The 19,742-nt window shown below is 68.0% G+C and carries 19 protein-coding genes; 13 read left to right on the forward strand and 6 right to left on the reverse strand.

Annotation, left to right across the window (positions count from 1 at the left end; translation table 11 throughout):
• Positions 1-65 precede the first annotated feature (65 nt).
• Positions 66-833 carry a ComF family protein gene (locus ACYQ7X_RS02795; RefSeq protein WP_459695307.1) on the forward strand — a complete coding sequence of 256 codons (768 nt, stop codon included), beginning with the start codon at positions 66-68 and terminating at the stop codon, positions 831-833.
• Positions 834-901: 68 nt separating this feature from the next.
• The gene (gene grxC / locus ACYQ7X_RS02800; protein WP_459695308.1) at positions 902-1,153 is read left to right on the forward strand and encodes a glutaredoxin 3; all 252 of its coding nucleotides are present in this window, start codon (positions 902-904) and stop codon (positions 1,151-1,153) included.
• A 15-nt stretch (positions 1,154-1,168) separates the two neighbouring features.
• On the opposite strand, the gene ACYQ7X_RS02805 is transcribed toward grxC, so the two are convergent.
• Positions 1,169-2,140 carry a quinone oxidoreductase family protein gene (locus tag ACYQ7X_RS02805; protein ID WP_459695309.1) on the reverse strand — a complete coding sequence of 324 codons (972 nt, stop codon included), beginning with the start codon at positions 2,138-2,140 and terminating at the stop codon, positions 1,169-1,171.
• Positions 2,137-2,688, reverse strand: a complete 552-nt coding sequence (locus tag ACYQ7X_RS02810) for a methylated-DNA--[protein]-cysteine S-methyltransferase (RefSeq protein ID WP_459695310.1) — start codon at positions 2,686-2,688, stop codon at positions 2,137-2,139. The genes ACYQ7X_RS02805 and ACYQ7X_RS02810 overlap by 4 nt, the downstream gene beginning before the upstream one ends.
• A 131-nt stretch (positions 2,689-2,819) precedes the next feature.
• On the opposite strand from ACYQ7X_RS02810, the gene ACYQ7X_RS02815 reads away from it, so the two are divergent.
• Genes ACYQ7X_RS02815 through ACYQ7X_RS02845 form a run of 7 tightly spaced genes read left to right on the forward strand, consistent with a single transcriptional unit; the run spans position 2,820 to position 9,441 of the window.
• Positions 2,820-3,182, forward strand: a complete 363-nt coding sequence (locus ACYQ7X_RS02815) for a (2Fe-2S) ferredoxin domain-containing protein (protein ID WP_459695311.1) — start codon at positions 2,820-2,822, stop codon at positions 3,180-3,182.
• A 35-nt stretch (positions 3,183-3,217) separates the two neighbouring features.
• The gene (gene mnmE / locus ACYQ7X_RS02820; RefSeq protein WP_459695312.1) at positions 3,218-4,576 is read left to right on the forward strand and encodes a tRNA uridine-5-carboxymethylaminomethyl(34) synthesis GTPase MnmE; all 1,359 of its coding nucleotides are present in this window, start codon (positions 3,218-3,220) and stop codon (positions 4,574-4,576) included.
• 32 nt (positions 4,577-4,608) lie between these two features.
• Positions 4,609-6,540, forward strand: a complete 1,932-nt coding sequence (gene mnmG / locus ACYQ7X_RS02825) for a tRNA uridine-5-carboxymethylaminomethyl(34) synthesis enzyme MnmG (protein ID WP_459695313.1) — start codon at positions 4,609-4,611, stop codon at positions 6,538-6,540.
• Positions 6,527-7,159 (forward strand): 16S rRNA (guanine(527)-N(7))-methyltransferase RsmG, encoded by a 633-nt coding sequence (gene rsmG / locus ACYQ7X_RS02830; RefSeq protein WP_459695314.1) that lies wholly within the window; start codon positions 6,527-6,529, stop codon positions 7,157-7,159. Before mnmG ends, rsmG begins: the two co-directional genes overlap by 14 nt.
• Positions 7,156-8,043 (forward strand): ParA family protein, encoded by an 888-nt coding sequence (locus ACYQ7X_RS02835; RefSeq protein ID WP_459695315.1) that lies wholly within the window; start codon positions 7,156-7,158, stop codon positions 8,041-8,043. The genes rsmG and ACYQ7X_RS02835 overlap by 4 nt, the downstream gene beginning before the upstream one ends.
• Positions 8,040-8,909: a ParB/RepB/Spo0J family partition protein gene (locus ACYQ7X_RS02840; RefSeq protein WP_459695316.1), complete on the forward strand. Its 870-nt coding sequence runs from the start codon at positions 8,040-8,042 to the stop codon at positions 8,907-8,909. The genes ACYQ7X_RS02835 and ACYQ7X_RS02840 overlap by 4 nt, the downstream gene beginning before the upstream one ends.
• A gap of 10 nt (positions 8,910-8,919) precedes the next feature.
• Positions 8,920-9,441, forward strand: a complete 522-nt coding sequence (locus tag ACYQ7X_RS02845; RefSeq protein WP_459695317.1) for a DUF1178 family protein — start codon at positions 8,920-8,922, stop codon at positions 9,439-9,441.
• A gap of 47 nt (positions 9,442-9,488) precedes the next feature.
• On the opposite strand, the gene ACYQ7X_RS02850 is transcribed toward ACYQ7X_RS02845, so the two are convergent.
• The 3 genes from ACYQ7X_RS02850 to ACYQ7X_RS02860 are packed head-to-tail and all read right to left on the reverse strand — an operon-like array spanning position 9,489 to position 14,154.
• Entirely contained in the window at positions 9,489-11,891 is a 2,403-nt protein-coding gene (locus tag ACYQ7X_RS02850) for a phosphoenolpyruvate--protein phosphotransferase (protein ID WP_459695318.1), read from the reverse strand.
• Entirely contained in the window at positions 11,866-12,918 is a 1,053-nt protein-coding gene (locus ACYQ7X_RS02855) for an NAD(P)H-dependent flavin oxidoreductase (RefSeq protein ID WP_459695319.1), read from the reverse strand. The genes ACYQ7X_RS02850 and ACYQ7X_RS02855 overlap by 26 nt, the downstream gene beginning before the upstream one ends.
• A gap of 18 nt (positions 12,919-12,936) precedes the next feature.
• Positions 12,937-14,154, reverse strand: coding sequence for an aspartate kinase (locus ACYQ7X_RS02860; protein ID WP_459695320.1), 1,218 nt, complete (start codon positions 14,152-14,154; stop codon positions 12,937-12,939).
• Between the two features lie 170 nt (positions 14,155-14,324).
• Here ACYQ7X_RS02860 and ubiG point away from each other — a divergent pair, with 170 nt between their 5' ends.
• The 4 genes from ubiG (at position 14,325) to ACYQ7X_RS02880 (ending at position 18,618) form a co-directional block, all read left to right on the forward strand.
• Positions 14,325-15,056 carry a bifunctional 2-polyprenyl-6-hydroxyphenol methylase/3-demethylubiquinol 3-O-methyltransferase UbiG gene (ubiG, locus tag ACYQ7X_RS02865; RefSeq protein ID WP_459695321.1) on the forward strand — a complete coding sequence of 244 codons (732 nt, stop codon included), beginning with the start codon at positions 14,325-14,327 and terminating at the stop codon, positions 15,054-15,056.
• Positions 15,057-15,356: 300 nt separating this feature from the next.
• The gene (locus ACYQ7X_RS02870; protein ID WP_459695322.1) at positions 15,357-16,361 is read left to right on the forward strand and encodes a dihydroxyacetone kinase subunit DhaK; all 1,005 of its coding nucleotides are present in this window, start codon (positions 15,357-15,359) and stop codon (positions 16,359-16,361) included.
• A 36-nt stretch (positions 16,362-16,397) separates the two neighbouring features.
• Positions 16,398-17,501, forward strand: coding sequence for an alcohol dehydrogenase catalytic domain-containing protein (locus ACYQ7X_RS02875; protein ID WP_459695323.1), 1,104 nt, complete (start codon positions 16,398-16,400; stop codon positions 17,499-17,501).
• Positions 17,502-17,616: 115 nt separating this feature from the next.
• Positions 17,617-18,618 carry a sugar-binding transcriptional regulator gene (locus ACYQ7X_RS02880; protein ID WP_459695324.1) on the forward strand — a complete coding sequence of 334 codons (1,002 nt, stop codon included), beginning with the start codon at positions 17,617-17,619 and terminating at the stop codon, positions 18,616-18,618.
• 49 nt (positions 18,619-18,667) lie between these two features.
• Here the strand turns inward: ACYQ7X_RS02880 and ACYQ7X_RS02885 are convergent, their stop codons facing one another.
• Entirely contained in the window at positions 18,668-19,690 is a 1,023-nt protein-coding gene (locus ACYQ7X_RS02885) for an enoyl-CoA hydratase/isomerase family protein (RefSeq protein ID WP_459695325.1), read from the reverse strand.
• Positions 19,691-19,742 lie beyond the last annotated feature (52 nt).

Raw genomic sequence — 19,742 nt, forward strand, 5'->3', positions numbered from 1 at the left:
AGGAGAAGAGCGAGCCGCATCGCTTCCGCATGGATTTCGGTTCGAAACCGAACCATACTGGTGGGATGCGGATAGATCTCACCGAGTTCGGCCGGGCTTTGAAGCCGGCCGTGCGCTTCGGCCTCGATTGCCTGCTGCCGCCCGCCTGCCCCAGCTGCGGCACGCTGGTGCAGGAGAGGCCGCAGCTTTGCGCGGCCTGCTTCAGCCGCCTCACCTTCATCTCGGCGCCGCTCTGCAGCCGCTGCGGCCTGCCCTTCCAGATGCTGGGCCTCGGTGGCCTTTGCCCAGCCTGCCTGGCGCATCCTCCACCCTTCGCCGCGGCGCGGGCGGCGCTCATCTACGATGATCCGGCGCGGGAGCTGATCCTGGCGCTCAAGCACGGTGACCGCACGGAACTCGCGCCGCTGCTGGCGACGCTCATGGCCCGCGCCGGGGCGGGGCTGCTGAGCGAGGCCGATCTCCTGGTACCGGTGCCGCTGCATCCGAGCCGCCTGCGCGCTCGCCGCTTCAACCAGGCGGCACTGCTCGCCGCCCGGCTGGCGCGGCGGCAGAGGCGGGCGTGGCTGCCGGACGCCCTGCTCCGCCGCCGCGCGACCCAGCCGCTCGGGTCGCTTTCCGCGCGGGAACGGCGCCAGGCGGTCGCCGGGGCTTTCGCGGTCCGCCCGGCGGCGAGGCCGCTCCTCGCCGGCCGGCACATTCTGCTGATCGACGATGTGCTGACATCGGGAGCGACCGCCTCCGCCTGCACGGCCGCCTTGCTCGCTGGCGGGGCCGCGCGCGTCAGCGTGCTCGCCATCGCCCGGGTGCCGGACCCTCGGCAGGCGGAAGGCTGACCACCCTTCCCGGCCCTTGCCGTTTGCCGCTCTCCCGCCATTCTGAGGGCGAAGCAGAGGAGATCGCCGTGGCGAATATCGACGTCTATACCCAGCCCTATTGCCCTTATTGCGCCCGCGCCAAGCAGTTGCTGGAGAGCAAGGGCGCGGCCTATCGCGAGATCGACGCGCGGCACGGCACGCCGGCGCGGGCGGAGGCGATGGCCCGCTCCGGCCGCAGCACCATGCCGCAGATTTTCATCGATGGGCGCCATATCGGCGGCTGCGACGATCTCGTCGCGCTCGACCGCAGTGGCGGGCTTGACCCGCTGCTCGCCTGAGGCAGGGCTTGCTGATCAGGGAAGGAGGATGGTGCTGCCCATGGTCTGCCGGGCTTCGAGGGCGCGATGCGCCTCCGCCGCTTCGCGGAGCGGGAAGCTCTGGCCGACCTCGATTTTGACGATCCCGGCCTCCACGACGCGGAAGAGATCGGCCGCGGCCGCGGTAAGCGCGCTGCGCTTGGCGGTATAGGTCGCGAGGCTCGGCCTCGTCAGGAAAAGGCTGCCCTTGGCCGCCAGGAGGCCGATATCGACGGGCGGCACCGGACCCGAGGCATTGCCGAAGCTGACCATGATGCCGAGCGGGGCGAGGCAATCGAGGCTGCGCATGAAGGTCGCGGCGCCGACGCTGTCATAGACCACGGGGACCATGGCGCCCTGGGTAATCTCCCGCACGCGGGCGGGGATATCCTCGGCTTCGAGCAGAACATGATCCGCGCCATGCGCGGCGGCGATCGCTACCTTGCTCTCCCGCGAGACGACGCCGATCACGGTGGCGCCGAGATGCTTCGCCCATTGGCAGAGGACGAGGCCGACACCGCCGGCAGCGGCATAGACCAGAATGACGTCGCCCGGCTTCACGGCATAGGTGCGATGGAGAAGAAATTGCGCGGTCAACCCAGACATCATCATGCCGGCGGCGGTTGCGAAGGAGATGCCTGGGGGCAGGCGGACCAGCCGGTCCGCCGGCATCACTCGCCGCTCGGCATAGGCGCCGAGGGGCATGGAGGCATAGGCGACGCGATCGCCCTCCGCGAGGTCGGTCACCCCCGCGCCGAGCTTGAGCACCGTGCCAGCCGCCTCCATGCCCGGGGTCATCGGCAGGGGGGTTTTGTAGAGGCCGCTGCGAAAATAGACATCGATGAAGTTGAGGCCGATCGCCGCCTGGTCGATCAGCACCTGGCCGGGGCCGGGCTCAGGCGTCGGTGCCTGCTCCCACTGCAGGACGTCTGCCCCGCCGGTTGCGTGGACGCGAATGACATGGGTCATGGCTGTTCGTCCCTCGTCATAATCGGCGCGCTGGCCTCGACCCTCGCGCCCTGCGTCGCCGCGAGGGGGCAGCCCGGCGCGGCTCTCCGGGCGGCCCGCGCTTCGAGTGCCAGCAGGAAGCGCTTGGTCTCGATCCCCTCGCCGCCGCTATACCCCCCGATGCGGTAGGCGCCGCCCGCGCCTTGGCCAAGGACACGATGACAGGGGATAAGAAGCGGGATCGGGTTGCTCGCCATCGCCATGCCGACGGAGCGCGGCGAGCCGCCGGCGGCCTCGGCGACCATCCGATAGCTGGCGACGGAGCCGGGCGGAATTTCACAGATATATCGCCAGATCTTCTGCCGATAGGGCGTGGCGGCGGGGTTGAGGGGCAAATCCATCGCGCCGGCCTCTCCATCGAAATAGGCCTGCAGCCAGGCCTTGGCCCGCAGCAGCAGAGGTGTGGGCTCCTGGTCGCGCCCCCAGCCCCAGTCGAGCGCGACGATCGCCTCGTCCTCGGCCGAGACCGTGATCGCGCCGACGGGCGTATGCAGGGAGAGCTGGGGCAAGGCTCCGTCCGATCCGATGGAGGCCTATGCGGCCCTCGCTGGCGGCTTCTTGTCAAGCGCGACCGCCTGCGGAAGGATGGACGGCCGCCGCGCCCTGTGGCTAAAGCGGCGCGACCGAGGAGGATCAGGGCATGGCCGAGCCGAGTGTGACCAGCGCAGCGGATGCTGCTCCTCCCTATTTCGATCTGCATCTCTTCGTCTGCTGCAATCGTCGGCCGGACGGCCATCCGCGCGGTTCCTGCGCTGCCGGCGGATCGGAAGCCTTGCGGGATTACATGAAGGTGCGGGTGAAGGAGGCGGGCGTCGCTCATGCCCGCGTCAACCTCGCCGGGTGCCTCGATCGCTGCGAGGAGGGGCCTTGCCTCGTCATCTACCCCGCCGGCATCTGGTACAGGATTACCAGCCGCGCCGATGTCGATGCCATCGTTACCGACCATCTGCTGGGTGGACAGCCGGTGGAGCGGCTGCGCCTGCCGCCCGGCCGGGCGGCCTGAGGCAGACCCGGCAGCGCAGCGAGGGGGCTGCGGGCATGATGGACGAGGATACGATCTTCGCGCCGATGACGGCGGCAGGCCGCAGCGCGATCACCGCGCTCCGGATCAGTGGGCCGCGGGCGGCGGCGGCGCTCCTCGCCCTCGCCGGCCGCCTGCCGGAGCCTCGGCGCGCGAGCCTTTGCCGCCTGCACGACCACGCTGGCGAGGTGCTGGACGAGGCGGTGGTGCTCTGGTTTCCAGCCCCCCGCTCCTACACCGGCGAGGATGTGGCCGAACTTCATCTGCATGGCGGGCGCGCGGTGCTGGAAGGCGTGGCCGAGGCGCTGACCGCCCTCGGGCTGCGCATGGCGGCCGCTGGCGAGTTCAGTCGCCGTGCCTTTCTCTCTGGCCGGCTCGATCTCCTGCAAGCGGAAGCGATCGGCGATCTCGTCGCCGCCGAGACCGCCGCCCAGCGCCGCCAGGCGCTTCGCCAGATGGATGGTGCCCTCGGCGCCCTCTACGAGCGATGGTCGGACGAACTCACGACCCTTCTCGCCCATCAGGAAGCGCTGATCGACTTTCCGGATGAGGCGCTGCCGCCGGAGATCGAGGCAGCGACCCTTGCCGGAATCGCGGGTCTTGCGCGCGCGATCCAAGAGCATCTGGCCGATGGCAGGCGGGGCGAAAGGGTGCGGGAGGGGTTGGTCTTCGTCGTCCAAGGGGCGCCGAATGCCGGCAAATCGACGCTCGTGAATGCCCTCGCCGGGCGGGATGTGGCGATCGTCTCGCCGCGCGCCGGCACCACCCGGGATACGCTGGAAGTGACCGTGACCTTCGCCGATGTGCCGGTCACCCTGGTGGATACCGCCGGCTTGCGGGATACCGCCGATCCGATCGAGGCGGAAGGCGTGCGGCGGGCCCGCGCCAAGGCGGCCCGCGCTGATCTTATTCTCGATCTCCAGGCGGCGGACGGGCCTGCGGCGCCGGATGCCGCGCTAGATGGAAGGGTGCCCGCGCTGGGGGGCGAGGCCGATGAGCGGCCGACGCCGGAGCGGCTTCGGCTGCGGACCAAGGCGGATCTCTGCCCCCCGGACGCTACGGCTGCCCCCGATGGGGTGGCGTTGGCGGTGAGCGCGCAAACCGGCTTCGGCATGGCAGAGCTTCACGCGACGCTGAGCGCGATCGCCCGGCAGATGACGGAGGCAAGCGGGCCGCCGCCTTTGACGCGGCAACGCCATCGGGCGCAGCTGCAGGAAGCGGCCGGGCATTTGCAGGCAGCGCTTGAGGATTGCGAGATCGAGCTGCGGGCGGAGGCTTTGCGCCTGGCGCGCCGCGCGATTGGCGGCATCACCGGGACGGCTGGTGTGGAGGCGCTGCTCGACCGCATCTTCGCCGATTTCTGCATCGGAAAGTAGCGACGAAACGCGCCGGGCTGTATGACCGGCGCATGCAGAGCATGAACCAGATCCACGCGTTGTTTCCCCCTTCGGAAGCGCGTCGTTTCGACGTGATCGTGATCGGCGGCGGCCATGCCGGATGCGAGGCTGCGGCCGCTGCCGCTCGGATGGGCGCCCGCACCCTTTTGCTGACCCATCGGCTGGAGACTATCGGTGCGCTTTCCTGCAACCCGGCGATCGGCGGTATCGGCAAGGGCCATCTGGTACGCGAGATCGATGCCATGGACGGGCTGATGGGACGGGTGGCGGATGCCGCCGGCATCCACTTCAAGCTACTCAATCGCAGCAAGGGCCCGGCAGTGCGCGGGCCCCGCGCGCAGATGGACCGCTTCCTCTATGCCCAGGCGATGCAGCAGGCCTTGGCGGCGGAAGCGAACCTCTCGGTACTCGCCGGTGAGGCAGTCGATATCGCGTGTGATGCCCAAGGCGCGGTCTCAGCCGTAATCGATGCTGCGGGGCGCCGCTTCGCTTGCGGCGCGGTGGTCATCACGACCGGCACCTTCCTCAATGGAACGATCCATGTCGGCGGCGAAAAGCGCGCGGGCGGACGGGTTGGCGAGGCAGCGGCGATTCCGCTGGCCGGGCGGCTGCGCGGGCTCGGCCTGCCGATCGGTCGGCTCAAGACCGGCACGCCGCCGCGGCTCGACAAGCGAAGCATTGCCTGGGAGGCGCTGCCGGCGGATGAGAGCGAGGCCGAGCCGGAGCCGTTCAGCACGCTCAGCGGGCCGATCGCCAATCCCCTGATTGCCTGCCGAATTACCGCGACGACGCCCGAGAGCCATGCGCTGATCCGCGCGCATCTGCATGAATCCGCGGTCTATGGCGGCCATCTCTCCGGCCGCGGGCCGCGGTACTGCCCATCCATCGAGGATAAGGTGCACCGCTTCGCCGATCGCGAGCGGCATCAGATATTCCTCGAGCCGGAGGGGCTTGAGGGCAATCCAGATGGGCAGGTCGTCTATCCGAATGGGATTTCGACGAGCTTGCCAGCCGGCGTTCAGGATGCCCTACTCAAGACCATTCCGGGGCTCGAGAACGCTCGGGTGCTCCGTCATGGCTATGCGATCGAATATGATTTCGTCGATCCAAGGGCGCTCTCCTCGAGCCTGGAACTGCGGGCGATGCCCGGCCTCTTCCTGGCCGGCCAGATCAATGGCACCACCGGCTATGAGGAGGCTGGGGCGCAGGGCGTGCTTGCCGGCATCAATGCCGCGCGCAAGGCTGCCGGGGGCGATGCCGTCCAGATAGACCGCGCGGAGGCCTATATCGGGGTGCTGGTGGATGACCTCATCACCCATGGGGTGACGGAGCCCTACCGGATGTTCACCTCGCGCTCAGAATATCGGCTCTCGCTCCGCGCCGACAATGCCGATCAGCGGTTGACGGCCAAGGGGATGGGCTGGGGCTGCGTCTCGTCCGCGCGGGAGGCTGCTTTCACGGCTTCGATGCAGGCCCTGGAGGATGCGCGACAGCAGCTTCGCAGCGAGTGCTACAGCCCGAAAGATCTTGCCGCACGGGGCATCGATGCCCGAGCGGACGGGCGGCTGCGGAGCCTCTACGAGGTGCTCGCTCTGCGCAGCCTGCCCGAAGCCGCGTTACGGCAGGCGTTTCCGACCCTCGCCGGCCTGCCTGCGCGGATCTTCGCCAGCCTGGAGACCGAAGCCCGCTACGCGGCCTATCTCGGGCGGCAGGAAGCCGAAATCCGCAGCTTCAAGCGGCAGGAGGACATTCTCCTGCCCGATCGGCTCGATCTTGATCAACTCGGCGGACTTTCCGCGGAACTGCGGGACAAACTTGCTCTCCATCGTCCGCGCTCCCTGGGGGCTGCCGCCCGCATCCCGGGAATGACACCGGCGGGCCTCGCGATTCTAATGGCGGGGCTGCGGAAGCTCGATGGAAGCGTTTCACGTGAAACACGCTAACCCCGCGCCGAGCCCTGCGTCAGCAGCGACAGCCCTGCCACCGGCGCTCGCCGAGCGGCTGGAGCTTTATGCCCAGCTGCTGCGCCGCTGGAATGGGACCGTGCAACTGGTCAGCAGCCGCGACCTCGACCATCTGTGGGACCGCCATATCCGCGATGCGTTGCAACTGTTGCCACTGATCCCGCCAGGCCTTAACCGCGCCATCGATCTCGGCTCCGGGGGCGGGCTGCCGGGGCTGGTTCTGGCACTCGCAACCGGCATCCGTTTCGAGCTTGTCGAATCCGATCTCCGCAAAGCGGCCTTCTTGCGGGAGGCGGCAGCGCAAACCGGCGCACCGGTGACCGTGCATGCCTGCCGCATCGAGGATGTGGCGCTGGCCCCAGCGCCACTCGTCACGGCCCGGGCCCTGGCGCCCTTGCCGCGCCTCCTCGCGCTCGCCTATCCGCTGCTCGCCGACGGGGGGCTTTGCCTCTTCCCCAAAGGTCAGCGGTTCCAGGCCGAGATCGACGCCGCCGCCTGTGATTGGAGCATGACGCTGCAAACCGTGCCGAGCGGCGTGGCCCCTGGGGCCCAGCTGCTGCTTCTGCGTGACCTCAGACCTAAAGGCCTCTCCTCATGAGTGCGTCCTCGCGCGCCCGCGCCCTGATCGAGGCTGACCGCCAGCTTCTGTCTTCGCACCTCACCGCCCATCCGCTACCGGACCCGCCGACCGCCCCGCGCATCATCGCGATCGCCAATCAGAAGGGGGGCGTGGGCAAGACCACCACCGCCATCAACCTCGCGACGGCGCTGGCCGCCGTCGGCCACTCGGTGCTGCTGGTCGATCTCGATCCGCAAGGCAATGCCTCTACCGGCCTTGGCGTTGCCCGCAATGCGCGTGGCCGGGGGATCTATTCCGTGCTGGTGGATCAGGCGCCGCTCGCCGGCGCGACGCTCGAGACCATGATCCCGCGCCTCTCCCTGCTTCCGGCTGACCCCGATCTGACGGCTGCGGAACTCGCCCTCGTCGGTGCTCAGGCGCGCGAAACCCGCCTCAAGGATGCGCTCACCGCTTGGCCCGAGCTCAGCCGCCATCATTTCGTGCTGATCGACTGCCCACCCAGCCTCGGCTTCCTCACCCTCAATGCGCTGGTCGCGGCGCATGCGGTGCTGGTGCCGCTGCAATGCGAATTTTTCGCGCTGGAAGGCATCACCCAGATCACCCAGACGATCGACGCGGTCCGCCGCCGTCTCAATAGCGGTCTTTCCCTTCACGGCATCGTGCTGACCATGTACGATCGCCGAAACAATCTTTCGGATCTGGTGGCTCAGGACGTGCGCAGCTTCTTCGGCAATACGGTTTACGAGACGGTCATTCCGCGCAACGTGCGCATCTCGGAAGCGCCCAGCCACGGCAAGCCGCTGCTGCTCTATGATTTCCGCTCGCCCGGCTCGCAGGCCTATATCCGCCTCGCGGCCGAACTGGTCGATCGTCTCGCCCGGCAGCCGGATTACGTCGCGTGAGCGCGCGTGATGCCGGGCCGCGGCTCGGGCGGGGCCTTGCCGCGCTGCTCGGGGAAGATACGAGCGCCCTGCCGCCGCGCGAGAACAGCATTCAGCTGATCGCGGTCGATCTCCTCGCGCCGGGCCCCTTTCAGCCGCGCACCCAGGTGGATCCCGACGAACTCGCGGCCCTCGCCGCCTCGATCCGTGAGCAAGGCGTGTTGCAGCCGATCCTGGTGCGGCCGGATCCGGGGGCGCAGGGCCGCTTTCAGATCATCGCGGGTGAACGCCGCTGGCGCGCCTCCCAGCAGGCCGGTCTGCACGAGATGCCGGCGCTGGTGCGTGCGCTAAGCGATTCGGCGGCGATGGCTGCGGCGCTGGTCGAAAACCTTCAGCGCGAGGATCTTAACCCCATCGATGAGGGCGAAGGCTATCGCCGGCTGATCGAGGAATTCGCGCTGACCCAGGAACGTGTCGCGGAAAGCGTCGGCAAATCGCGCAGCCATATCGCCAATACCATCCGGCTCCTCAAACTGCCGGCCACGGTTCAGGCCGAATTGCGCCGCGGCACGCTCAGCGCCGGCCATGCCCGTGCCCTGCTCAGCCATCCGGACCCGGTCCGCGCCGCTCAGAATGTCATCGCCCAGGGGCTCAACGTGCGGCAGACGGAAGCGCTGGCCAGCCGCACCGCCGAGGGTGACCCAGGCGCCAAGCGCCGCGCGCCGGCCGAAAAGGACGCCGACACGCGGATGATCGAGCGGGAGTTGGAGGAACGGCTGGGCCTTGCCGCCACCATTACGCCGCGCGGGCGCGGCGGCACGCTGCAGCTTACCTATAAGACCTTCGAGCAGCTTGAAGGTCTCATCAGCCTGCTCATGCAAAAGTAGGGCTGCCTGCATGATCCATTACGCCCTGCAATGCGCGCGGCAGCACAGCTTCGATGGCTGGTTCAAAGACAGCGCCTCCTTTGAACAGCAAGCGGCCCAGGGGCTCATCGTTTGCCCGATCTGCAATACGACGGCGGTTTCCCGCGCCTTGATGGCCCCTGCCCTCGCGCGCAGCGCCAAACATGCAGCTGAACGGCCCGCGGCTGAGCGCCGGGTGGACGACCGGGCGGCGGCCGCGGAGCCCGGCCTGCCGTCAGGCCGCTCCTCCCCAACCGCCCCGGCGGCGCCGCCGGTCACCGGCCATACGATACCGGATGAGATCCGCGCCGTGCTGCAGCGGGTACGCGCAGAGGTGGAGAAGCATTGCGATTACGTCGGTCAGGATTTCGCCGAGGAGGCGCGCCGTATCCATTATGGCGAGGCCGAGGCTCGCGGCATCTATGGTGAGACGACGCGGGACGAGGCGGAAGCGCTCAGCGACGAGGGCATCGAATTCGGCGTCATGCCCTGGCTACCGCGGCCGGATAGCTGATCATCCAACCCGCGCAGCGGCGCCCCGCCCGCCCCGCAGCTGGTCGGTCACACCGGCAAGCCATGCTCCCGCGCCCAGGTGCCGAGCGGCTCGCGCAGGCTCGGCGCCGTCGCATGTTGCGTCCGGATTGAAGCGAGCACGCGGCGGAAGGCTGCCAGATCCAGCTTGCGGACCGCGCTCTTTACCCGCAGCAGTGCGGAAGGCGACATCGATAGCGACGCGAAGCCGAGGGCGAGCAGGATGCTCGCCTCCAGCGGTCGCCCCGCCGCCTCCCCACAGAAGGAGAGCGGCACCGCTTCGGTAGCGGCATGGCGCACCACGCTCTCTAGCAGATCGAGCACTGGCGGCGAAATAAGGTCGTACCGCCCCGCGAGATTGGGCGTGCCGCGATCGGCGGCGAAGAGAAATTGCATCAGATCGTTGGAGCCGACCGAGACGAAATCCACCTCGCGCATCAGCGCCGGCAACTGCCACAACAGCGCGGGCACTTCCAGCATCGTCCCCACCTGGACGGAATGCGGCTTTTCCTCGCTGCGCGCGAGTTCGGCATCGAAGAGCGCGCGTGCGGCGCGGAATTCGGCGACAGTCGCGACCATCGGAAACATCACCGAGAGCTTCCGCCCGCGCCCGGCCGCGAGCAGCGCGCGGATCTGCCGGCGCAAGGTCGCCGGCCGGTCAAGCCCGATGCGGAGCGAGCGCCAGCCCATCGCCGGGTTTTCGCTCTGCGGCAGTTCGGCCGTCGGCAGGATCTTGTCCCCACCGAGATCGAGCGTGCGGAACAGCACTGGCCGCGCCCCCGCCTGGTCCAGAACGCGCGCATATTCCGCCACCTGCCGCTCGAACAGCCGGTCGCCACCGGGGCTGGTGCCGCCGCCGATTGCCGATGCCGCCTCCGGCCGGTGCTGGGCCAGCAGCGAAATTTCGGTGCGGTAAAGGCCGATCCCGTCCGCTCCGGTCGCCTCCAGCTGTGGCAGTTCGAGGGGCAGGCCAAGATTGATCATCAGGCTGACCGCCACCCCATCGGCGGTAACCGCCGGCAGGTCGCGCAGAACCTGCCACTGTGCGGCATTGGCCTCCTGCGCCGAGAGCGCGCTCCGATAGGCCTGCACCACCTCATCTTCAGGTCTGAGGATGAAGATCCCGTCCTCGGTGTCGAGAATGCCGCTATCGCCCGCCTGCACCGCATCGACGACGCCGCGCGCATCGGAAAGCGCCGGCAGGCCGAGCGAACGGGCGAGGATCGCCGCATGGCCTGCGGTGCTGCCCTCCTCGATCACCAGGCCGGCGATGCCGCGATGATGCCAATCGAGCAGTTCCGCCGGCCCCAGCCGCCGGGCGACGAGGATGGCGCCGCGCGCCTCGTCCGTCTCAGCGCCCGGCACATCTCCTGGCGCGCTGCCGAGCGACTTGCCATCCGCGGCGCCTCCCGCCATCTCGCCATCCCGGCAAGGTACCAGGGCGGAAGCCGCCGCTGCATGCAGCCGGGCCAGTTGGGCCAAGAGCCGGTTGCCAAGATCCTCGATATCGACCAGCCGCTCCCGCAGATAGGGATCGGCGATACGGCGCATGCGTTCCCGCAAATCGCCGAGCACTCGCAGCACTGCCGCCTCGGCAGAAAACCCGCCCTCGATCATCGCGCTCGCCCGCTTCATCCAGCCGGCATCCGCGGCGATCAGGCGGTAGGCGGCGAGAATATCGCTGGTCTGCTCATCCGTGGTGGGGCCAATCGTTTTGCCGACCAACTCGTCGAGACCACGCTGGACATGCTCGCTCGCCGCCATGAGCCGGCGCATTTCGTGCTCGGGGTCCGAGGCCAGGACCGGCTGGCGCGTCAGCGGCTGTTCGGCTCGCACCACGCGCCCGAGCACGATGCCATCGGCCAGCGCCAGCCCGTCGAACCGGCGGGGCAGCGCGGCACCAAACCCCTCTTCGCGGACCTCGACCGCGCCTGCGCTCGCCAGCATCTCTCCAAGCAGCATGCCGACTGATTCCAGAACTTCCTGCTCCAGCTCGCTGAAGCGGCGCGGCGCGCGGTCCTGCAGGGTGAGCACGCCGATCATATGGCCCGAGCGGCGGATCGGGATGGCGAGCAGGGCGGCAAATTCGCCCTCCCCAGTCTCCGGTCGGCGGGCGAAGCCCGGATGCGCCTGGGCGTCGGCAAGGTTGAGCGGGCTGCCCATCGCCGCGACCAGACCGACGATCCCTTCCCCGAGGCGCAGCCGGGTCTGCCCGACCGCATCGGCTGAAAGCCCGCAAGTGGCGACGAGTTCGAGCACCTCGCCCGGCCGCATGACATAAAGCGCGCAAACCGCGCTCGCCATTTCGGCGGCGACGAGTTCGATCAGCTTCGGCAGCGGCGTGGTGCCGCGCGCCAACTGCTCGCGCAGGCTCGCGAAGAGCCGGCGCGGCGTCCACCCTTGGGCGTCAGGCGGGGATTGCGGCGTGCCCACGGCTGGCCAGCATGGCGGTCGCCTCGGCGACGAGTTGGGCGATCACCTCCGCCACCGGCTTCTCCTCTCGCACCAGGCCCACGGATTGCCCGGCCATCACCGAGCCTTCCTCGACATCGCCGTCGATCACCGCGCGGCGCAGCGCCCCGGCCCAGAAATGCTCGATCGACAGCTGGGCTTCCTCACGCGTCGTCTCGCCGCGCTGGAAGCGCTCGACGGTCTCGGCCTGATGGCGGAGGAAGCGGCGGGTGCCAGCATTGACCAAGCCGCGCACGGGAATGACTGGAAATCGGTCGTCGAGCTGTACCGACGGCACGGCGTCGCGCGCCTGGGCGCGGAAGAAGGCCTGTTTAAAGTTCGGGTGCGCGATGCTCTCCCGCGTCGCGGCGAAAAGGGTGCCGAGCTGCGCCCCCGCCGCGCCCATTTCCAGCAGGCCGAGGATGGCATCGCCCCGGCAGAGTCCGCCCGCCACGAAGACCGGCACTTCGCGGATCACCGGCAGAATTTCCTGCGCGAGCACCATCAGCGAAACCGGGCCGATATGGCCACCGGCCTCGGAGCCCTCGATCACCAGGGCGTCGACGCCGAGGCGAACGAGGCGCTTGGCGAGCACCAGGGCTGGCGCGAAGCAGATGAGCTTGGCGCCGCCATCCTTCACCGCGCGCACCGCAGCACCCGAGGGCACGCCTCCGGCCAGCACGATATGCCCGACGCGCGCCCGCAGGCAGATCTCGATCAGCGCATCGAGGTCCGGGTGCATGGTGATCAGATTGACGCCGAAGGGCTTGTCCGTCAGCGCCTGGGTCGCTGCGATCTCCTTCTCCAGCAGCGCCGGCGGCATCGAGCCGCAGGCGATGACGCCGAAACCGCCGGCATTGGAGATGGCGGAAACGAGGTGCCGTTCGCTCACCCAGCTCATTGCCCCGCCCATGATGGCATAGCGCGTGCCAAGGAAGGCCTGGCCGCGCTGCCACAGCGCATCGAGTGCGGCCATCGCCGGTCGCTCCGCGGGGGCGGGCTTGTCCATCGCGTCCATCATCCCTGCTCAGACCGAATCGAGGCCGTAGGCCGTGTGCAATGAGCGCACGGCAAGCTCGGTATATTCCGCGGCGATCAGGATGCTGACCTTGATCTCGCTTGTCGAAATCACCTGGATATTGATGCCCTTCTCGGCCAGCGCCTTGAACATGGTGCTGGCAATGCCGGCATGGCTGCGCATGCCGACGCCGACGACGCTGATCTTGGCGACGTTGGTATCGGCGAGCAATGCCTCGTAGCCGATCATGGGCTGGGCGGCGGTGAGCGCTGCCTGGGCGCGAGGGAGATCGGTCTGCCCCACGGTGAAGGTCATGTCGGTCATGCCCTCTTCGGAGACATTCTGGACGATCATATCGACATTAACGTTTTCCGCCGCGAGCTTGCCGAAGACGGTGGCGGCGACGCCAGGCCGGTCCGGCACGCCCCGCACGGTCAGCTTCGCCTCGTCTCGCGAATAGGCGATACCGGACACGATTTCCTTTTCCACGATCTCATCCTCATCGACGACGAGCGTTCCCGGCAGATCTTGGAAGCTCGACAGAACCTGAACCCGCACCCGCGCCTTCATCGCCAGTTCCACGCTGCGCGTCTGCAACACCTTCGCACCCACGGAAGCGAGTTCCAACATCTCCTCGAAGGAAATCCGCTCAAGCTTGCGGGCGCGCGGCACGATTCTGGGGTCCGTGGTATAGACGCCATCGACATCCGTATAGATGTCGCAACGGTCGGCGCCGAGAGCGGCTGCCAGCGCCACCGCCGAGGTATCCGAGCCGCCGCGGCCGAGCGTCGTGATGCGGTTATCGGGGCCGAGGCCCTGGAAGCCGGTAACGACCGCCACCTGCCCGAGCCCCATGCGGCGGATAAGCTCCGCACCTTCGATCGTCTCGATCCGCGCCTTGCCATGCGCGCCATCGGTGCGGAAGGGGATCTGCCAGCCGGCCCAGGATCGCGCCTCGATGCCGATGGTCTGCAAGGCGATCGCCAGCAGCCCCGCGGTGATCTGCTCGCCGGTGGAGACGACGGCGTCATATTCCCGCGCGTCATGCAATGGCGAGAGGCTCTGGCACCAGGCCACCAGCTGGTTGGTGGTGCCCGACATGGCGGAGACGACGACGGCCACCTCGTTGCCCGCCTCCACCTCGCGCTTGACGCGCGCGGCGACATTACGAATACGGTCGAGATCGGCGACCGAGGTGCCGCCGAACTTCATGACGATGCGGGCCATGATACCTTTCCGAAGCGATCCGCCACGCGGGCTCGCATGATGACGGGGGCCAGGGGCTGCGCCGCGGATTAGGCAGGCGCGGCCCGCGGCCTTACATTAGGCGCAAGCGCCGCGACCGGGCCTGCCAACCATGGCGGATCTCATAGCGGTGCCACAGCTCAGGGGCAATAATGCAACAGGATGCCACGCTTTCCTCGGACGAGATCGCCCGTTTCGACGCCCTCGCGGCGGAATGGTGGCGCCCCGATGGGCCGATGGCGCCGCTGCATCAGATGAACCCGTTGCGCTCGGGCTGGATCGCCGAGCGGATCGCCCGCCATTGGCAGGGCGGCCAGCTGCCCGCCGGCGGCGAGATCCTTGATCTCGGCTGCGGTGCCGGCCTGCTCTCCGAAGCGCTGGCCCGGCGGGGGTTTCCGGTGCTCGGCCTCGATGCCGCCCCCGCCGCCATCGCCGCGGCCGAGCGCCATGCCGCCGGGCGCGACCTGCCCCTGCGCTATCGCCTCGGGCGGCTCGAGACCCTCGCGGGCGAAGGAGCGCGCTTCCCGGTGGTCACCGCGCTCGAAGTGATCGAGCACATACCGGAACCGGCGGCCTTCCTGCAGGAACTGGCCAAAGTCGTCGCACCCGGCGGCCTCCTCATCCTCTCCACCCTCAACCGCACGCTGCGCTCCCTGCTCACTGCCAAGATCGGCGCGGAATACATCGCCCGGCTGCTGCCGCGCGGCACCCATGACTGGCGGCAATTCCTGCCGCCGCGGGAACTGGCCGCGCTTGCTGCCGCGGCCGGCTTCCGCACCCTGGCGAGTAGCGGCCTCAGCTACGATCCGCTGCGCCGGCGGTGGCACGAAAGCCGCAATCTCTCGGTCAATTACATCATGGCCTTCACGCATGCCGCTGGGTGAGGCGCCAGTCTCAGCGCCCACTCACCCTCGTCTGCTGCGGTGCAGAATTTCTCATTCACCGCTCAATCGCTCACCGCCATTTAGCCAGATAAGACCCTTCCGGCTCGTCATTCGGCCAAGGATGGGGAAATTTCCGTGTTATTGGCGCCGTCTGGCTATTCCTTCCCTCGGAATAATCCGCGCGTTTGATGGACATGGTTGACATTTGCGCAGTTCGCGGGGAGAGTTTCGGCCAAGAAGTCTGAGGGATTAAGGGAGGATGGTCATGGCCCAGCCGCTTTGTGCCGGGATGCGCCGCGCATGAACCGCATCATCAATGATCCGGAGCAGGTCGCGGACGAAGCCATCGCCGGCGTGCTTAAGGCCTTCCCCAATCTTCTCGCCCCCACGGCCAATCCTCGCGTGCTGCGTGCCGCGCGGCACCGGGGGGCGGGCCGCGTCGGCATCGTCACGGGTGGCGGCTCGGGGCATGAGCCTGCCTTTCTCGGCTTTGTCGGTCCAGGCATGTGCGACGCCGTCGCTTGTGGCGAGATTTTCGCCTCCCCCACCGCCAAGAGCTTTCACGAGGCTTTCAAAGCAGCGGATGCCGGCGCCGGGGTCGCCTGTCTCTATGGCAATTACGCCGGCGACAATATGAACGTGAAGATGGCGGTCAAGCTCGCCGCAAAGGACGGGATCGAGGTGCGTACCGTCGTCGCGAACGATGATGTCGCCTCGGCCCCGAAGGAAGATGCTGCCAAGCGCCGTGGCGTCGCTGGCGAAATCATGATGTGGAAGGTGGCGGGTGCGCTTGCCGATGAAGGCGGCAGCCTCGACGCGGTGATCGCCGCCGCGCAGAAGGCGATCGACAATACCGGCAGCCTCGGCATCGGCCTCTCCGCCTGCACCATCCCGGCTGCCGGCAAGCCCAATTTCACCATCGCGCCTAGCATGATGGAAGTGGGCATCGGCCATCACGGGGAGCCCGGGGTCGCCGTCATGCCCATCAAGCCGGCACGTGACATGGCGGCGCTGATGATGGAGCGCATCCTGGAAGACAAGGGCTTCGCTGCGGGCGAGGATGTCGCGGTCCTGGTTTCCGGCCTCGGCGCGACCCCGGTGATGGAGCTTTATCTGCTCTACAATCATGTGGATGAGATCCTCGCCGCCCGGGGTATCCGCACGCGGCATCGCTTCGTCGGCAACTATTTCACCTCGCTGGAGATGATGGGCGCTTCGATCACGGTGACGCGCCTCGATGCCGAGCTGGACCGGCTGCTTGGCCGCCCAGCGCAGTCGATCGGCCTCACGGTCCTCGGCGCCTGACCTCGAACCTGCCCAGAAGATCCAAGGAAACGCATCATGAGCAGTTCCGCGCTCCCCAATCAGCTCCCCGACCGGATGGATGCCGTCGTCGCTTATGCGCCGGGTGATTACCGCTTCGAACAGGTTGAGGTACCTCGCGCCGGGCCCGACGATATCATCATCGAGGTCGAAGCCGTCGGCATCTGTGCCGGCGATATCAAGTGTTTTCAGGGTGCGCCCTCCTTCTGGGGCGATGACAAGGGGCAGCCGAAATACGTCAAGCAGCCGATGATTCCGGGCCATGAATTCATCGGCCGGGCGGTCGAGGTCGGTGCGAACATCGCCGCCGAAGGCCGCTTCAAGGTCGGCGATCGCCTCATCTCCGAGCAGATCGTGCCGTGCGACAAGTGCCGCTACTGCAAGCGCGGCGAATACTGGATGTGCGAGGTGCACGACCTTTACGGTTTCCAGAACAACGTCAACGGCGCCATGGCGCGCTACATGCGCTTCCCCAAGACAAGCCGCACGTATCACGTGCCGGAGAGCCTCACCCTCGAAGAGGCCGCGTTGATCGAGCCCTTCGCCTGCTCCGTCCATGCCGTCAACCGTGCCAAGATCGAGTTGGACGATATCGTGGTGCTCGCGGGCGCGGGCACGCTGGGTTTGGGCATGGTCGGCGCGGCGCGGCTCAAGAACCCCTCCAAGCTCATCGTGCTCGACACCAAGGCCGATCGCCTGGCGCTCGCGAAGAAGTTCGGCGCCGATATCGTGATGAACCCGCTGGAGACCGATGTTGTCGCCGAGGTCAAGAAGATGACCGAAGGCTATGGTTGCGATGTCTATATCGAGGCGACCGGCCACCCGGCGAGCGTGCGCCAGGGCCTCAACATGATCCGCAAGCTCGGCCGCTTCGTCGAATTCAGCGTCTTCGGGGAAGAAGTGACGGCGGATTGGAGCATCATCGGGGACCGCAAGCACCTCGATATCTACGGAGCCCACCTCGGACCCTATTGCTATCCCTTCACCATTGCGGCGATCGCCGATGGCCGCCTGCCGACGGACGGCGTCGTCACCCACAAGCTGCCGCTGAAGGACTTCATGAAGGGCTTCGAGCTGATGAAGAAGGGCGAGAATTCGATCAAGACCATCCTCATCCCCTGAGCGATGCCGCTGCCGGGCCCCGCAGCGGGCGGGGTCTTCCGGTCGGTGGGGATATCGGCGAAGCTCGCCCCCGAACCGCCCTTCCCCACCAGCTTCGCAGAGGCAGCCCCGCCCCATGTCGCAACGTCTTGACGAGAAGGATGCCGAGACGGATGTGATGACCGAGATCGCGGCGCTCTATTACGCCGACGAGGTCACGCAAGAAGAGCTTTCTCAGCGGTTCGGCATGTCCCGCGCCAAGATCGGCCGCCTGCTCAAGCGGGCGCGGGAGGAGGGCATCGTCGAAATCCGCGTCCGCCCACATCCCGGGGTCGCGGGTGAGATCGAGAAGGAATTCATCCGCCGCTTCGGCCTCGATCGGCTGATCGTCGCGGTCGATCATCGCAACCAGGAAACGCAGCGCCAGGCACTGGCCAGCCTCGTCGCCGCCCATCTCAACCGGCTGCTGCGCGATGGCATGATCGTCGCCGTCGGCATGGGCCGCAACGTTGCCGCTGTCGCCGATGCCATCGTTTCCACCTCCGCCGCGCGCGCCATCGCCTTCGTTTCGGCGATCGGCGGCAGTTTGCGCGCCGGCGAGATCATGAACCCAGACCATATCGGCCGCCGCCTCGCCGCGCGCTTCGGCGGGGAGAGCGAAACGCTCTACGCCCCGGCGCTGGTGGAAGATGCGGCCGCCCGCGCGGCGCTGATGCAGAACGATACCGTGCGCCAGACGCTCGATCGGGCCCGGCGGGCGGATCTCGCGCTCATCGGGGTCGGCGATCTCAGCGAGGACAGCAATATGGTCCGGATGGGATGGTTCACCCCGCAGGAAGTCACGCAGGCGCGCCTCTCCGGCACCATCGGCGATATGATGGGCTATGATTTCTTCGATATTCAGGGCCTACCGTCGAGCCGGGATCTGCAGGGGCGCATCATGGGCCTGACGACCTCCGAGCTCCGGCGCATCCCCAACGTCATCGCAATCGCCAGCGAAAGCACGAAGGCCGCCGGCATTCTCGGGGCGCTTCGCACCGGCGTTATCAATACGCTGGCGACCAGCCTCAGCAATGCCCATACCGTCCTCAGCCTGGATGACGCGACCCGGCGGGAGCGGCCCTCCCCGCCGGCATAGCGCGGCTGCGGGCGCGGTGACGATCCGGGCCAGCAGGCCCGCGATAGGACTAACCCGGCTGAAGAAGACCGGCGATCCGTCGCGGATCGACATCATCGAGCCGGGCGGGGTTCCAGCGTGGCTTGCGGTCCTTATCGACCAGCATCGCACGCACCCCTTCCGCGAAGTCTTCGAGCCGGATGATGCGGCGGACCAGGCGGAGCTCCGCGGCGAGGCAGGCGTCGAGATCGCGCGTCGCGCCCGCCCGCAGGGAGGCGAGCGTCCAGCAGAGCGCCGAGGGCGACATACGGCCAAGGGCTGCAAGCGCCTGCTGCGCGAAGGGGCTGCCGGCCGCGGCCAGCCGCGCCTCGATCTCGGCCAGGCTATCGGCGCTAAAACAGGCGGCGATAAGGTGCCCGTGCTCCGCGAGGGAGAAAGGCGGCAGCGGCGCGCAAAAGCGCGGGATCGCCGCCGGCCCTTCACCTTCGAGCGCGGCCGAAAGATCGCCGAGCCGCTCTGACGGCACATAGGCGGTGGCAAGCCCGGCATGGACGGCGTCCGGCCCATCGAGGATCGCACCGGTGAGGCCGAGATAGGTGCCGAGGAAACCGGCAAGGCGGGGCAGGAAGAAGCTCGCGCCGATATCCGGGGTCAGCCCGATCGCCGTCTCCGGCATGGCGAGTGCTGCCTGCTCCGTCACCACCCGATGCGTGCCATGCACAGAAATGCCGAGCCCGCCGCCCATGCAGATGCCGCCGATGAGGCTGATATAGGGTTTCGGAAAGCGCGCGATGAGCCCGTTCAGGGCATATTCCTCGGCGAAGAATTGCTCCGCCGCGGCATAGTCCCCCTCCAGGATGCGTGCCCGCACCCAGCGCACGTCGCCGCCGGCGCAGAAGGCGCGGCCCTCGCTCGTCACCACCACCGCCGCGATCGCCGCATCCTCGGCCCAGGCTTCCAGCTGTTGCCGCAGCAGCCGGATCATCGGCAGGTCCAGCGCATTGAGCGCCCGCGCGCGGGTGAGTCTGAGCTGCCCGATGCGCCCCTGGCGCGATGCCTCTACGCCAGGGCCCTGGCCCGCTTCGGTTGCCATGCCCGCCCCTCCCGCTGCTGATGCCGGAGGTGAGGTTCCGCCAAAGCCGCGC

The sequence above is a fragment of the Acidisoma sp. C75 genome (assembly GCF_054665095.1).